General features: G+C 63.1%; 13 protein-coding genes. 12 read left to right on the top strand and 1 reads right to left on the bottom strand.

The genetic code is table 11. The annotated features are described in order from the left end of the window. Positions 1-185: 185 nt before the first annotated feature. The 12 genes from WKW79_RS33405 to WKW79_RS33350 all read left to right on the top strand — a co-directional run bounded on the left by WKW79_RS33405 (position 186) and on the right by WKW79_RS33350 (position 14930). Positions 186-572 carry a DUF2946 family protein gene (locus WKW79_RS33405; protein WP_340339542.1) on the top strand — a complete coding sequence of 129 codons (387 nt, stop codon included), beginning with the start codon at positions 186-188 and terminating at the stop codon, positions 570-572. Positions 573-692: 120 nt separating this feature from the next. Continuing rightward, positions 693-1031: a hypothetical protein gene (locus tag WKW79_RS33400; protein WP_340339541.1), complete on the top strand. Its 339-nt coding sequence runs from the start codon at positions 693-695 to the stop codon at positions 1029-1031. Then, a complete protein-coding gene (locus WKW79_RS33395; protein WP_340339540.1) occupies positions 1028-2449 on the top strand; it encodes a TolC family protein in 1422 nt (473 codons plus the stop codon). The genes WKW79_RS33400 and WKW79_RS33395 overlap by 4 nt, the downstream gene beginning before the upstream one ends. 25 nt (positions 2450-2474) lie before the next feature. Continuing rightward, the gene (locus WKW79_RS33390) at positions 2475-3887 is read left to right on the top strand and encodes a multicopper oxidase family protein (protein ID WP_340339539.1); all 1413 of its coding nucleotides are present in this window, start codon (positions 2475-2477) and stop codon (positions 3885-3887) included. A 30-nt stretch (positions 3888-3917) separates the two neighbouring features. Further along, positions 3918-4409 carry a cupredoxin domain-containing protein gene (locus WKW79_RS33385; protein WP_340339538.1) on the top strand — a complete coding sequence of 164 codons (492 nt, stop codon included), beginning with the start codon at positions 3918-3920 and terminating at the stop codon, positions 4407-4409. Between the two features lie 63 nt (positions 4410-4472). Continuing rightward, a complete protein-coding gene (locus WKW79_RS33380) occupies positions 4473-4814 on the top strand; it encodes a copper-binding protein (RefSeq protein WP_340339537.1) in 342 nt (113 codons plus the stop codon). A gap of 34 nt (positions 4815-4848) precedes the next feature. After that, positions 4849-5721, top strand: coding sequence for a methyltransferase, TIGR04325 family (locus tag WKW79_RS33375; protein ID WP_340339536.1), 873 nt, complete (start codon positions 4849-4851; stop codon positions 5719-5721). A gap of 38 nt (positions 5722-5759) precedes the next feature. Further along, entirely contained in the window at positions 5760-6065 is a 306-nt protein-coding gene (locus tag WKW79_RS33370) for a DUF305 domain-containing protein (RefSeq protein WP_340339535.1), read from the top strand. Between the two features lie 286 nt (positions 6066-6351). After that, positions 6352-7659 carry a TolC family protein gene (locus tag WKW79_RS33365; RefSeq protein WP_340339534.1) on the top strand — a complete coding sequence of 436 codons (1308 nt, stop codon included), beginning with the start codon at positions 6352-6354 and terminating at the stop codon, positions 7657-7659. Then, on the top strand, positions 7656-9323 hold the full coding sequence (locus WKW79_RS33360) for an efflux RND transporter periplasmic adaptor subunit (RefSeq protein WP_340339533.1): 1668 nt from the start codon (positions 7656-7658) through the stop codon (positions 9321-9323). Before WKW79_RS33365 ends, WKW79_RS33360 begins: the two co-directional genes overlap by 4 nt. Before the next feature lie 14 nt (positions 9324-9337). Beyond that, the gene (locus WKW79_RS33355; RefSeq protein WP_340339532.1) at positions 9338-12517 is read left to right on the top strand and encodes an efflux RND transporter permease subunit; all 3180 of its coding nucleotides are present in this window, start codon (positions 9338-9340) and stop codon (positions 12515-12517) included. 82 nt (positions 12518-12599) lie between these two features. Further along, positions 12600-14930 carry a heavy metal translocating P-type ATPase gene (locus WKW79_RS33350; RefSeq protein WP_422824008.1) on the top strand — a complete coding sequence of 777 codons (2331 nt, stop codon included), beginning with the start codon at positions 12600-12602 and terminating at the stop codon, positions 14928-14930. Between the two features lie 60 nt (positions 14931-14990). On the opposite strand, the gene WKW79_RS33345 is transcribed toward WKW79_RS33350, so the two are convergent. Beyond that, positions 14991-15455 (bottom strand): MFS transporter (locus tag WKW79_RS33345; RefSeq protein ID WP_340339531.1); only part of this gene is annotated, 465 nt, incomplete at its 5' end.

Here is a 15455-nt window from a genome sequence, read left to right as displayed (position 1 = left end):
GAAGGGAGATGACAATGAGCAATGGGGATGCCCGCCCGCAAGACCTACATCCCTTACGTAGTGCGGGTCATTGCTTGACCTTGTCATAGTGGCAAGGTTGATACTCGCATCTTTTTCCAGTGTCTTTCGCCCAATTGCTGGCGGAGTTTCCTTGCAAGCACCGCCACGGCGGATACCATGTCGACATGTCGCTGATTCGCGCATTATTTGTTTGGGCAGTCATGCTCGCCGTACCCTTCCAGGGCTACGCGGCTGCATCCATGCTGTATTGCGCGACGACTGAAACACCGCTGAGCGAGTCCATTGCAGCAGCGGCCATGGCGTCGCACGATCACCACGATCATTCATCGGCAGCGCCGGAAGCTGGTGCTGACCACCACCACGATCAGGGGGCCAGCGACGACGGCAGTGCCCACAAGTGCGGCACATGTGGCGCCTGCCATACCGTGGCCCTGACCAGTGCCCTCCCTGCCATCCTGCCGGGGAGCCTTCCCTCAGCGGATCTTGCAGAGCCCTTCATCGCCGTGGCCGAACTGGCGCCACGCGTCCTCGACAAACCTCCTCGCGCCTGAAGCGTTCGTGCGCCCGTGACCTCGTCACGGGACCAGCCGCGGACGCCCTCATGTCCCACTTCGTCACGCCCGCTCGCGGGTGCCTGTGACGCATTCCGTTCATGATTTTGCGAGGATTCCATGTTCCATCCATTGCCGGCCGTATGGCTGGCCGCACCGCTTGCCGCCTTGGCGGTGGGCGCGGCAGCACAGCCAGCGCCTGACCCTGCCGGCGCGGCGACATCCGCTGCAGCGCCCGCGACGCTGCCCTACATCTCTGCCTTCGAGGGCTACCGGTCCTTCAAGGACGAAAAGCCGGTCCCATGGCGCGAGGCCAACGAAACGGCTTATCGACGGGGAGGTTGGCGTGCCTACGCCAATGAGGCTTCCGCAGCGAAGGGGCCCGATGGCGAAGCCCGGAACGAGCATTCCGGCATGGGGCAAGCGATGCCCACGCCACCCGGCAAGGAGCGGCCATGAAGCGTGCCATTCGGCTCACGGCCGTGACGCTCGGCATTGCGCTCCTGGCGGGATGCGCGACGGTCAGCATCGACGATGCCTTGCAGGAGACCAATAGCAATGCGCGGGAGTTCACCCAGGGCAAGGTGGAAATCAGTCGCACCCAGGAGCAGCGCGAGCGCCGCCTCCAGTTGACGCAGGTGCTGTTGTCGAAACCCCTGTCGCAAGACGACGCTGTGCAAGTGGCCCTTGCCAACAGCCCCGCTGTGCAGGCGCTGCTGGCCCAGAGCTGGGCCGACATCGCGTCGGCCAACCAGACCGGCCGCCTGCCGAACCCGATCTTCAAGTTCGAGCGCATGGAGCTGAACAGCGAAGTGGAGATCGGGCGCCTGCTGTCGGTCGGCCTCGTGGATCTCATCCTGCTGCCGCGCCGCATGGCGATCTCGAAGAGCCAGGCAGATCAGGCCAAGGTCCAGCTCACCAGCACGGTCGTCGACCAGGTCACGCAGGTCAGGCAAAGCTGGGTCCGCGCGGTGGCTGCGCAGCAGTCCTTGCAATACGCGCGGCAAGTTAACGAATCCGCGCAAGCCAGCGCCGAGCTGGCGCGGCGCATGCAACTTATCGGCAACTTCAGCAAGCTGCAGCGCGCCCGCCAGCAGATCTTTTATGCCGATGCGACGACGCAGCTTGCTTCCGCTCAACACGCAGCCACTTCCACACGCGAGGAACTGATCCGCGCCTTGGGACTGGATGACGCGCAGGCAGCAAAGCTTGTGCTGCCCGAGCGACTTCCCGATCTGCCAAAGGCACCTCGCGATCTTGCTCAGGTCGCTGCCACCGCGACTGAGCAACGACTGGACGTGCAACTGGCCAAGGCCCAGCTCGACGTCGCGGCCAGGTCGCAAGGCATCAACCTCCTGACGACCTTCACCGACATCGAAGTAGGCGGCCGCAGGGACACCGTGTTTGATAACGCCAGCGGCACCAGCAGCACGCGGCGCGGCTACGAACTCGACATACGGCTGCCACTGTTCGACTGGGGCACTGTGCAACGCGATGCCATGAATGCCCAGGCAATTGCGGCGGCGAACCGCTACGACGCCACGACGCGCGGCGCCTCGTCGCAGTTGCGTGAAAGCTACTCGGCCTATCGCACGGCCTACGACATCGCACGCCACTACCGCGACGAAGTCGTGCCGCTGCGCCAGGCGATGGCCGATGAAAACGTCCTTCGATACAACGGGATGCTCATTGGCGTCTTCGAACTCCTCGCCGATGCGCGCGACCAGGTGGCCAGCGTGATCAACGCCATCAACGCCCAGCAGCAGTTCTGGCTGGCGGACGCTGCGCTCGCCGCAACCGTCATGGGCAAGCCCACCATGCCCGCCGCCGCGATGGCTGCTTCCGGCGCCAGCGCGGCTTCCGACGCTGCGCATTGAGCAGGCATCCACACAAGACAACGACATGAACAACAGACGCAACTTCCTGAGTGGCGCGGGCGCCATCACCGGCGCCATCGCGGCCGCAACCGTGAGCAAGGTGGCCATGGCCGCGCTGCCCGAGCCCATGCTCCAGACGAAGCCCGACACGATGGCCCCGTTGATGCCCGCAACCGGCCGCACCTATAACCCAGTTGTCACGCTCAATGGGTGGACGCTCCCCTGGCGCATGAACAATGGGGTGAAGGAATTTCACCTCGTGGCGGAGCCGGTCGTGCGCGAAATGGCCCCCGGCTTCAAGGCCCACCTCTGGGGCTACAACGGGCAGTCACCCGGGCCGACCATCGAGGTGGTGGAAGGCGACCGGGTACGCATCTTCGTCACCAACAAGCTGCCCGAGCACACCAGCATCCACTGGCACGGCCAGCGGCTTCCCAATGGCATGGACGGCGTGACGGGACTCACGCAACCGGCAATCCAGCCCGGCAAGACCTTCGTCTACGAGTTCGTGGCACGCCGCCCGGGCACCTTCATGTACCACCCCCACGCCGACGAGATGACGCAGATGGCGATGGGAATGATGGGCTCCTGGGTGACGCATCCGAAGGGCGACCACCCGCTCATCGACAAGGTCGATCGCGACTTCGTGTTCCTGCTCAACGCCTATGACATCGAGCCCGGCAGCGCCACTCCGAAGATCATGACGATGCTGGACTTCAACCTGTGGTCCTGGAACAGCCGCGTGTTCCCTGGCATCGACTCGCTCAACGTGCGGCAGAACGACAAGGTGCGCATCCGCGTTGGCAACCTGACGATGACCAACCATCCGATGCATCTGCACGGCCACGAGTTCCAGGTCACAGGCACGGATGGCGGCCCGACGCCGCGCAGCGCGCGCTGGCCGGAGGTCACCACCGACGTGGCGGTGGGCCAGATGCGGCAGTTCGAGTTCCTCGCGGACGAAGAAGGCGACTGGGCGTTTCACTGCCACAAGAGCCACCACACGATGAACGCGATGGGCCACGACGTGCCCACCATGATCGGCGTGGACCACCAGGACGTCGCGAAGAAGATCACGCGCCTCATCCCCGACTACATGGTGATGGGCGAACGCGGAATGGCCGACATGGGCGAGATGGAAATGCCCATCCCCGACAACACTGCGCGAATGATGTCCGGCCAGGGCCCCTTTGGCTCCGTCGAGATGGGCGGCATGTTCAGCGTCGTCAAGGTCCGCAAGGGACAGAAAGCCGGCGACTACAGCAACCCCGGCTGGTTCAAGCACCCCAAGGGCACGGTGGCATACGAACTGGCTGGAGAGGCGCCCGACGCACCGCGATCCCACGGCGCGGGTGCGGCAGCACTGCCGGCCGAAAACATGCCTGCCCCAAACATCGAAGTGCAGGTCCGAAAACCCACTGGCCATTCCGGCCACTGATTCTTGTCAACCCAACCAAAGGAAATATCCATGACTTCAATTCGTTCCAGCGCAATGCTCGCATTGGCGCTCCTTGCCAGCAGCAGCGTCTTCGCCACCGGCAACCATGCGGGCGGCCATGGCCACGATGCCGATGCCGACATCGGCAAACCGGGCATTGCCGCCAAAGCCACTCGCACCGTCAACGTCGACATGAACGACACGATGCGCTTCACGCCGGCCGACATCAGCGTCAAGCAGAACGAGACGGTTCGCTTCGTCATCAAGAACTCGGGCGCGCTGAAGCATGAACTGGTGCTCGGCACCGAGAAGGAGCTCAGGGAGCACTACGAGGTCATGAAGAAGAACCCCGAGATGGAGCACGCCGACCCGAACATGGTGACGCTTGCGCCAGGCAAGAGCGGCGAGATCGTGTGGCAGTTCACAAGGGCCGGCAAGGTCGACTTCGCATGCCTCCAACCCGGTCACTACGACGCAGGGATGAAAGGCGCCGTGAGCGTATCGAAGGCCACCAGCAAATAGCGCTCTGAGCCGGTGCGCGGCTCACCCCCAATGGACTTCTCAATCACCCACAAGGACATTCCCATGATCAACAACCGTTCCTCCATCACCTCGGTCATCACCGCGGTTGCATTTGCGTTCGCCAGCGCAGCACACGCCCAATCCACGCCCGTCGCACCGACGCCTGCGGCCAGCGCGTCGGCCGACCTGTCCGAAGGCGAGATCCGCAAGGTCGACAAAGACAGCAAGAAGCTGACGATCAAGCACGGCCCACTCAAGAACCTCGACATGCCCGGCATGACCATGGTCTTCAGCGTCAGCGACGAGGCCGTGCTCGACAAGCTTCAAACCGGAGAGAAGGTCCGGTTCAGGGCCGAAAAAGTCAACGGTGCGATCACCGTCACCCGGATCGAAGAGGCCCAGTGAGCGCTCGTTCGCGAACAACCGGAGAGGTGCAACGATGACCCTGCTCAACTTTGCCCGACATCTGCGCGAGACGATGAACGGGGCGCTACTTCGCCCCGCGCTTCTCCATCTGAAGCAAAAGGAGTTTTTCACACCCGTTGCGGCGGCCAACTGCTTCGGGGTGTTCGACTCCTTCGATGCGGCGCGTGCATGGCTTCCGCGGAACGAGGAGTTCGATCACTCGGCGCTTGCGAAGGAGTACGTCGAGGAACGCACTCGACACGTGTTCGCCTATGACTACCCTGTAATGTGGTGGCTTGAGCGCGCCTTCAATGATGGCGCCACGACCCTGTTCGACATCGGCGGGTCCGTCGGGGTTCATTACTACGCCTACGGACACTATTTCAAGATGCCTGCCGGCCTCACATGGCTGGTCGCCGAGGTGCCGGCGATGGTGGCGATCGGGCGCGAGCTCGCAGAAAAGAATCAAGCCGCGGCCTTGCGTTTCACGGAGGACATCGAGGGTGGTACGGATGCCTCCGTATGGCTCTCGGCTGGCGCGTTCCACTACCTTGATGTCAGGTTCGACCAACTGCTGCTCAGGTCCGGCGCCAAGCCACGACATATCCTGCTGAACAAGCTTCCGCTCTACGACGGCGAAGACTTCGTCACGACGCAGAACCTCGGAGACGGTTGCTATGCGCCGGCACACGTCTACAACAAGGCGCGCTTCATCAGGGAGATCGAAGCGCTGGGCTACACGCGTGTGGACGAATGGAAAGTCCCCGAACGATCCTTGCACATTCCGGGCCATGAAGAGCGATCCATTGCGGCGTTCACCGGGCTTTACTTCTCCCGATCGTCGTCGCCCCCCACGGCTGACGCATGCCAACCCGATCTCACCACTCCAACCAAGGAAGAATCATGAACAACTCACCTCGCAAGATGATGGGCGCGAGCGCGCTCGTGGCCTTCGCCATGGCTTCGACAGCGGCCTTCGCGCAAGCGCCCAAGGAAGAACCCGGTTCAAGCCGGATGAAGCACTCGATGATGGCAGGCATGGATGGCATGCAGAAGATGCCGATGTCGGGCGACACCGACAAGGACTTCGCAATGATGATGAAGATGCATCACGAGCAGGCAGTCGTCATGGCGCAAGAAGAACTCAAGAGCGGCAAGTCGCCTGAGATGAAGGCGATGGCCAGGAAAATCATCTCTGCGCAAAAGAAAGAGATTGCCGAATTCGATCGGTGGCTCGCAAATACGAAGTGACGACTCAACGGGTGTTGCGCGTGGACTATTTGGCCACGATTCATCGGAGGGCGACAGGGCTCACCTGGCGCTCCAGCCGAAAGCGCGGTGCAGAGTCGGTGGGCTGTCGGAGTCCGATTGGGTGGCTCTCGCGACGTCAGTGGGCGTTGACCTCCTTGCTCAAGGAGTGCGTCGCACGCGACGTTGCGGCGCCCTCCAAGCTCCCACGCTCGCCCGCTGATGGAAGCCCCGCAACGTATTTCAGATGGCACTCTGTTGGTGATGACCGACAGCCCCAGCACCGTCTTTGAAGAATCTCGATCAGGAGTCTGCGGTGTCACAGTCACATTCGATCCGCCATCCCCTCATGGGATTTGCACTCGCCCTTCAACTGACTTTGTCGGTCGCCTATGCTCAGGAGTCGCCGTTGGGCGCCGATCTGCCACCCTTGCTCGACTATGCGCGCAGCCACAACGTGGGATACACGGCCTTGCGCCTAGACGCCGAAGCAGCCAACGAGCGGGTCGGACCGGCCGGCGCGCTGCCGGACCCCAAGGTGCAAGTCGAGCTGCGCGACATCACCAAGATGGGCGAGCAGAGCCCGACCCTCGTGCCCTCGCGCGTAGGTAGCACGCGCTACTTGTTTATGCAGGACCTGCCGTGGTTCGGGAAACGCGGCCTGCGAGAGGGCGCGGCCAGCAGCGAGGCAAAGGCGACAGAAAGCGTGGCTCGCGGAGGCTGGACGGAACTCGCGGCCCAGATCCGCCAGACGCATTTGCAGCGCTATTTCCTGACCCGGTCCGAGAAGCTCACCCAGGAACAGCTCGAACTGATGTCGCGGCTGGAGAAGATCGCGCACGCGCGCTATGCCGGTGGGCTGGCGCCGCAGGCCGACGTGATCCGCGCCCAACTCGAGCAAAACACAGTGCGCACGGAGTTGATCGGCATCGCAGGCGAGCGCCGTGGCCTTGCGTTCAAGCTCAATGCCTTGCTCAACCGCCCAGCCGACGCCCCCTTGGTCGAGGCCCAATCGCTGCCTGGCGCGCCGCGCGTCGAGGATATGAATGTTGGTCAGCTGATGGATCGCTTGCGTGCCAACAACCCGCAGATTGCCGTCGAAGCCAACAAGATCGAAGCGGCCAAGCAGAACCGGGATTTGAGCTACCTGAACCGCTACCCGGACCTGACCCTCGGGGTGGCACCGATTCAGTCGGGCAGCCGCATCAACGAATGGGAGCTGATGTTCCAGGTGAACATCCCGCTGCAGCAGGACACACGTCGCAGCCAGGAGCGGGAAGCCACGGCCATGCTGGGCGCGGCGCGCGCGCGGCAAGAAGCGGCAACCCATCGGCTGCTGGGCGAATTGACGAGCAACCTGACCGCCTACGAGACGGCACAGAGGAGCGAAGAACTCGTCCGGGCAAGCGTACTACCGCAGTCGCAACTGTCCTTCCAGTCCGCCTTGGCGAGCTATCAAATCGGCAAGGTGGATTTCGCCACCCTGCTCGACGCACAACGGCAGATCACCCAGGCACAACTGAACCAGTTGAAGGCACAGGCCGAACAGCACCTGCGCCTGACCGAGATTGAAAGACTCATTGGAGACGCACCATGAACAGCATGCATCTTGCGGGTACTGTCGCGCTGGTTGTCGCTGCCCTGGGCGCGGGCTACTGGTTGGGTACGAGAGCGCCAGCACCGGATTCCATGTCTGCGTCAACGACTCCCGGTCCCGCCAGCCCGGCCGATGCTACCCAACCAGGCAAGCGGAAGATCCTCTTCTATCGCAATCCCATGGGGCTGCCCGACACCTCCCCCGTGCCCAAGAAAGACCCCATGGGGATGGACTACGTTCCGGTCTATGAAGGCGAGCAGCCGGCGGCTGGCGCCACCAACGAACTGAAAATCAGCACCGAAAAGATCCAGAAGCTGGGCGTGCGCACTGAACCGGCCCGTATTCGCGTGCTGGATCGGCAGATTCGTGCGGCGGGCCGCGTGGAGCCCGATGAACGCCGCACATTTTCGATCTCGCCGAAGTTCGAGGGCTATGTCGAACGCCTGCATGTCAATGCCACCGGCCAGGTCGTGTCCAAGGGGCAGCCCTTGTTCGAGGTCTACAGCCCTGAACTCATTTCCGCCCAGCGCGAATACGCGATCGCGGCGCAAGGCGTACAGGCACTCAAGGACAGCAGCGAGGAGACCCGGCGCGGCATGCAGCAACTCGCCGAATCGAGCATCGCGCGGCTCAAGAACTGGGACGTCTCGGAGGAACAGATCAAGTCACTGACAAATTCGCAGCAGAGCAAGCGGACGCTGACCTTCCGCTCGCCGGTCTCGGGCATCGTGACCGAGAAAAAGGCGATCCAGGGCATGCGGTTTGAACCGGGCCAGGCGCTCTATCAGGTGACCGACTTGTCGATGGTATGGGTGATCGCGGACGTGTTCGAACAGGACATCGGCTGGCTCAAATCCGGCACCAAGGCGTCGATCAGCATCCCCGCCTATGCGGACAAACGCTTCCAGGGGACGGTCTCCTACGTCTATCCGACGCTGAATGCAACCACGCGGACCATCCCGATCCGCGTGGAGTTGGCCAATCCGCAAGGGCTGCTGAAGCCCGGAATGTTTGCCCAAGTGGAGTTGGCAGTGGGTAGCAGCGAGCCGGTCCTGACGGTGCCCAACAGCGCGGTCATCGACAGCGGCGTTCGCGCGCTGGTGCTGGTGCAACGAGCCGAAGGGAGCTTTGAGCCGCGCGAGGTCAAGCTGGGTGGGCGCGGCGCCCAGTACGTGCAAGTGCTCAATGGCGTGGAGGCGAATGAAGAGGTCGTGGTCGCCGCCAACTTCCTGATCGATGCCGAGAGCAATCTGAAGGCAGCAGTAGGCGGTTTCGGACATGCCGCCCATGGTGCGGGTGCGGCTGGGAGCCAGGCCGCGCCTTCAGGCGCCCCCGCTTCTGCGCCGCAGGCGACCCCGCCAACCGCGCCGTCCAAGGCGGTGAGCCACCAGGCTGAAGGCCAGATCGAATCGCTTGATGTCACTGCTGGCAGCATCACGCTCAAGCACGAGGCAATCGCGTCCCTGAAGTGGCCAGCGATGACGATGGAGTTCAAGCTGGCCAACGCCGGCCTGGCCCAAGGTTTGAAAGCCGGACAGGCGGTCAGCTTCGAGTTCGTTGAACGCGCCCCTGGCGAATTCGTGATCACGCGAATTGGGTCTCCCCCCGGCGCTACCACCGCGCCGACAGCGAGCGAGCATGCCAACAGCCATGGCGGTCGCTAACCAGGGGCGACATCATGCTTTCATCCGTGATCAACTGGTCTGCACGCAACCGTTTCCTGGTCCTGCTGGGAACACTGTTCCTGATCGTGGCCGGTGTATGGGCGGTGCTCAGGACTCCGCTCGATGCGCTGCCGGATCTCTCCGACGTGCAGGTCATTGTCTACACCGAGTATCCGGGCCAGGCGCCGCAGGTTGTCGAGGATCAGGTCACCTATCCTCTGGCGACTGCCATGCTCTCGGTTCCGAAGTCCAAGGTGGTGCGTGGTTTCTCGTTCTTCGGCGCGTCCTTCGTTTATGTCATCTTCGAAGATGGCACCGACATCTACTGGGCGCGCTCTCGCGTCCTGGAGTACCTCAACTTCGCGGCCGGGCGACTGCCCAAGGAAGTCACTCCACAATTGGGGCCCGATGCGACGGGGGTCGGCTGGGTTTATCAGTACGCCGTCGTCGGCGCCAAGAAGACCTTGTCCGAGCTTCGCACGATCCAGGACTGGTATCTGCGCTATCAACTTGCCAAAGCGCCAGGAGTGTCCGAAGTCGCCTCCATCGGCGGATTTGTCCAGACCTACCAGGTCACCGTCGACCCGGTCCGGCTGCGTGCGTATGGCATCCCCTTGCAAACGGTCTCGAAAGTGATTCGCGAATCCAATCGCGACGTCGGCGGGCGCGCGGTGGAAATGGCCGAGACCGAGTACATGGTGCGCGGCAGGGGCTATCTGCGTGGCGTCGCCGACATCGAGACCCTCGTGGTCAAGAGCGAGCGTGGCACGCCCGTGTTGGTCCGCGACATTGCACGCGTCGAACTCGTACCCGACGAGCGCCGTGGCATCGCCGAACTCAATGGCGAAGGCGAAGTCGTCTCCGGGATTGCGATGTCACGATATGGCCAGAACGCCCTCGAAGTCATCCACAACCTCAAGCAAAAGGTCGAAGAAATCTCGGCTGGCTTGCCCGAGGGGGTGAGCGTGCAGGCCGTTTATGACCGCTCCGAGTTGATCCACCGTGCGATCACGACGCTCAGGAATACGCTCATCGAAGAGAGCATCATCGTCGCCCTCGTTTGCGTGGTCTTCCTGTTGCATGTGCGCTCGGCGCTGGTGGCGATCTTCATGCTGCCAGTGGGCGTGCTGATCGCGTTCCTCGCCATGCATCTCCTGGGCATGAACTCGAACATCATGAGCCTGGGGGGCATCGCCATTGCGATCGGCGCCATGATTGACGCGGCCATCGTCATGATCGAGAACGCGCACAAGCACATCGAGCGCCTCAAGCCGGGAGAGTCGCGCGCCGGGGCGATGATCGAGGCATGCAAGGAAGTCGGACCTGCACTGTTCTTCTCACTGCTGATCATCACCGTCTCCTTCCTGCCGGTGTTCACGCTGGAATCCCAGGAAGGGCGACTGTTCTCGCCGCTGGCCTATACGAAGACCTTTGCCATGGCGGGTGCCGCCTTGCTGTCGGTGACTTTGGTGCCGGTGCTGATGATGCTGTTCGTTCGGGGCCGCATCCTGCCGGAGGCGAAGAATCCGGTCAACCGCTTCCTGATCTGGGCCTATCGGCCGATCATTGCCTTCGTGATGCGCTGGAAGAAGCTCACCATCGCACTGGCACTGGTCGCACTCGTGGCGACCCTTTGGCCGGCCTCGAGGCTGGGCTCGGAGTTCATGCCGACCCTCAGCGAGGGCACCTTGCTCTTCATGCCGTCGTCCTTGCCTGGCATGTCCGTCACCAAGGCCGCGGAACTGATGCAGACGCAGAACAAGATCATCAAGAGCTTCCCCGAGGTGGCCTCGGTCTACGGCAAGGCGGGGCGCGCCAACACGGCGACCGACCCGGCCCCGATGGAAATGTTCGAGACGGTGATAAACCTCAAGCCGGAGTCGGAATGGCGCACGGGAATGACGGTGGACAAGCTGATCGCCGACATGGACAAGGCTTTGCAGTTCCCCGGCGTGTCGAATGCCTGGACCATGCCCATCAAGGCGCGCATCGACATGCTGTCAACCGGCATCCGCACCCCCATCGGCATCAAGGTGTTCGGAAAGGACCTGACCGAGATGGAGACCCTGGCCAAGCAGATCGAAGCCGTGGTCAAGACGGTGCCGGGCACCAGCAGCGCGTTTGCCGAACGCATCACCGGTGGCTACTACCTCAACATCGAACCGGACCGCCAGGCGCTGGCGCGCTACGGCTTGAGCGTGGGTGCCGTGCAGGACGTGATCGCCACCGCCCTCGGCGGTGAACTGGTCACCACCACGGTGGAAGGCCGCGAGCGCTTCGGCGTCACCGTACGCTATCCCCGTGAGTTGCGTTCCGACCCCCAGTCCATCTCGGCCAACATCCTCGTGCCGACCATGGATGGCTCGATGATCCCCCTGGGCCAACTGGCCAAAGTGCAGATCGCCAAAGGCGCACCGAGTATCCGGACCGAAAACGCGCTGCTGTCGGCCTACATCTATGTCGACATCCGCGACCGCGATATTGGCTCCTACGTGGCTGAAGCACGCCGGGCGGTGGCCGACCAGGTGACATTCCCGGCCGGGTACTACGCCACATGGAGCGGCCAGTTCGAGTCGATGGAGCGGGCCCTCGCGAAGATGAAGGTTGTCATCCCGATCACCTTGCTGATCATCTTCTTGCTTCTGTTCCTGAACTTCAAGCGCCTCACCGAAACCCTCATCGTGATGCTGTCGGTGCCCTTCGCGCTGGTCGGCGGCGTGTGGCTCATGTGGGCGCTCAGCTACAACATGTCGGTGGCGGTGGCGGTCGGTTTCATCGCGCTCGCCGGCGTGGCCGCAGAGACCGGGGTCATCATGCTGATCTACCTCGACCATGCGTGGGAAGACGTCCGCGCGAAGCGCCTGGCGGAGGGGCATGTGCCGACGGCGGCCGACCTGTATGAGGCCATCATGGAAGGTGCGGTTGAGCGGGTGCGGCCGAAGATGATGACGGTGGTCGCCATCATGGCAGGCCTGCTGCCGATCATGTGGAGCACGGGCACCGGCTCCGAAGTCATGAGCCGCATTGCGGCGCCAATGGTCGGCGGGATGGTGTCCTCTACCTTGCTCACGTTGGGCGTCATCCCCGCCATCTATGGCCTGGTCAAGCAGCATGAGCTTCGTCGCACGGCGGCGAAGGCGGCAAACGCCCAGCTCAGGAAGCAAGCCCCAGCCGAGGAACCGGAGACCGCCTGAATTGCCCGAATGCATCCAAGCCACTGTTGGACGAAAAACGTCCGTTTCGCCGGCTTCCGGCCCAGTTGAAGGGACTACATCCATGCCACACAAGCCCCACGCTGAACGCGTCGAGCAAGATCAATTGAAGGACCCTGTCTGTGGAATGGTCGTAACAGATCAGTCCCGGCACGTCTCTCAACATGCGGACCACCCAATCTACTTTTGCAGTGCGGGGTGCAAGGCCAAGTTCGAAGCAGATCCGACGCGATACTTGCGTCCCGCGCCGCATGCCGATGCGCATGCAAGAGAGCCCGAAGCGCCGGCTGTGCCCGGCACGGTCTACACATGCCCGATGCACCCGGAAATTCGCCAGGACCATCCGGGCAACTGCCCCAAGTGCGGGATGTCCCTGGAGCCTGAAACGCCAACGCTCGACGAGGGCGAGGACCCGGAGTTGCGCAACTTCAAATTGCGCTTTCTATGGACCTTGCCACTGACAGTGGCCGTGGCCTTCCTAGCGATGGCAGGCCACCGCCTGCAATGGTTCGACATGGCAACGCAAAGCTGGATCGAATTGGTCCTCACCTTGCCGATCGTGCTCTGGGCCGGTTGGCCACTTTTTGAACGCGCCGCGCAATCGGTGGTGCATCGCAGTCCGAACATGTGGACACTGATCGGCCTGGGGACCTCGGCGGCCTTCGTCTATAGCGTCGCTGCGACGGTGGCGCCGGATGCGTTCCCCGCCACCTTCCAATCGATGGGGCGCGTGGCGGTGTACTTCGAAGCGGCCGCCGTGATCATTTCGCTGACCCTGCTCGGTCAAATCCTGGAACTCAAGGCGCGCTCGCAAACTTCGGCGGCGATCAAGTCCTTGTTGGGCCTCGCTCCGAAGTCTGCGCGCAGGATCAACGCCGACGGTGGGGAAGAGGACATACCACTTACCCATGTGCACGTCGGCGACAAGCTGCGTGTGCGACCCGGCGAAAAGATCCCGGTCGACGGTGTCGTGGTGGAAGGCGCCAGCGCGGTCGATGAATCCATGCTCACCGGCGAGCCCTTGCCAGTGAGCAAGCGGGTCGGCGACAAGCTCATCGGCGCCACCCTCAACACCAGCGGTGCCCTGGTCATGCAATCCGAACACGTGGGGTCGCAGACGGTGCTCGCCAACATCGTCCAGATGGTGCTCCAGGCCCAGCGCTCCCGGGCACCCATGCAGCGCATGGCCGACCACGTGGCCGGGTACTTCGTCATGGCGGTGATCGGCGTCGCCGCGCTCTCGTTTCTGGCCTGGGGGATGTTCGGCCCACAGCCGAGCTGGGTCTACGGCCTGATCAATGCCGTGGCGGTCTTGATCATTGCTTGTCCTTGTGCGCTCGGCCTTGCCACGCCGATGTCCATCATGGTGGCCACCGGAAAGGCCGCAACGCAGGGCATCCTGTTTCGCGATGCCGCGGCCATCGAGAACCTGCGCAAGGTCGATACGCTCATCGTCGACAAGACCGGCACGCTGACGGAGGGCAAGCCGCAGTTCGAACGCGCCATTGGCGTCGGCGGTTTCGGAGAGGAGGAAGTCCTTCGCACGGCTGCGAGCCTCGATCAGGGAAGCGAGCATCCGCTGGCAGATGCGATCGTGCGGGCAGCACGCGAGCGCAAGCTGGAACTGGACACGCCGGATGGTTTTGAATCCAGCAGTGGCATCGGTGTCACCGGCGGCGTGAACGGCAGGAAGATGGCGCTTGGGAATTCCGCCTTGATGGCGCAGATCGGTGTGGATGTCGAAAAGCTCAAGCCTCAGGTCGAGGTGTTGCGCACCGAAGGGGCGAGCGTGATGTTCCTGGCGATCGACGGGCAACTGGCGGGCCTGTTGGCCGTGTCCGATCCGATCAAAGGCACGACGTCGGAAGCCCTCAACGCCTTGAGGGCCCACGGCATGCGGGTCATCATGGCGACCGGCGACGGGTTGACCACCGCGAAGTCCGTCGCCGCCAAGCTCGGCATCGACGAAGTACACGGCGAAGTGAAGCCTGCGGACAAGCTCGCACTCGTGACACGACTTCAAAGCGAAGGCCGCATCGTCGCCATGGCCGGCGACGGCATCAACGACGCGCCTGCGCTTGCCAAGGCCGACGTGGGTGTTGCCATGGGAACCGGTACGGACGTCGCCATGAACAGTGCGCAGGTGACTCTGGTCAAGGGCGATCTGCGAGGCATCGCGCAGGCGCGCGTCATCTCGGAGCAGACGATCGCCAACATGAAGCAGAACCTGGGCTTCGCGTTCGTCTACAACGCGCTTGGCGTACCTCTCGCGGCGGGCGTGCTCTACCCCCTGACGGGTTGGCTCTTGTCGCCGATGATTGCCGCGTTGGCGATGAGCCTGAGTTCCGTTTCAGTCATCTTCAATGCCCTGCGACTGCGCCGGGTGGAGAGCTGACCGCCAGTGCACCGGAACAAGGCTCGCAGTCGCCGCGTCGCATCCCGCCGGGACGCATCTCTAGCCATTTCGTCCTGCAACTTTGGCCGCTGACGGCCGCCAACCCAGGCCCACCAGGGCCAGTGCGCAAAAGGCAGCGCCGGCATGGAAGGTCGCGGATGCGCCGAGCCAGTCCCACAGCAAGCCGGCGATCATGCTGGCGACCAGCATGGCAAGGCCGCTGACCAGGGTGAAGAATCCGAAGGCCGTGCCGCGCAGGTCCGCGGGCGCGGCATTCGCCACCATGGCGGACAGCAGGCCTTGCGTCATCCCCATGTGGACGCCCCAGAGCACGACGCCGGCCAACACCACGCCCCAGTGATTGCTGGCGGCCAGAACCAGGTCGGCCGCGATCAGCACGGCGAGGCCGAAGGTCAACATCCGGGTGTGGCTCGTGCGGTCGGACAGTTTGCCAAACGGATAGGCCGACAACGCATAGACCAGGTTCATCGCGACCATCACGAGCGGCACCAGTGCCATCGGAAT

It is taken from the genome of Variovorax robiniae, from assembly GCF_037889955.1.
Lineage (GTDB): Bacteria > Pseudomonadota > Gammaproteobacteria > Burkholderiales > Burkholderiaceae_C > Variovorax > Variovorax robiniae.
Note: the sequence above shows the minus strand (reverse complement) of the source record. Positions and strands in the feature narration are given on the sequence as shown.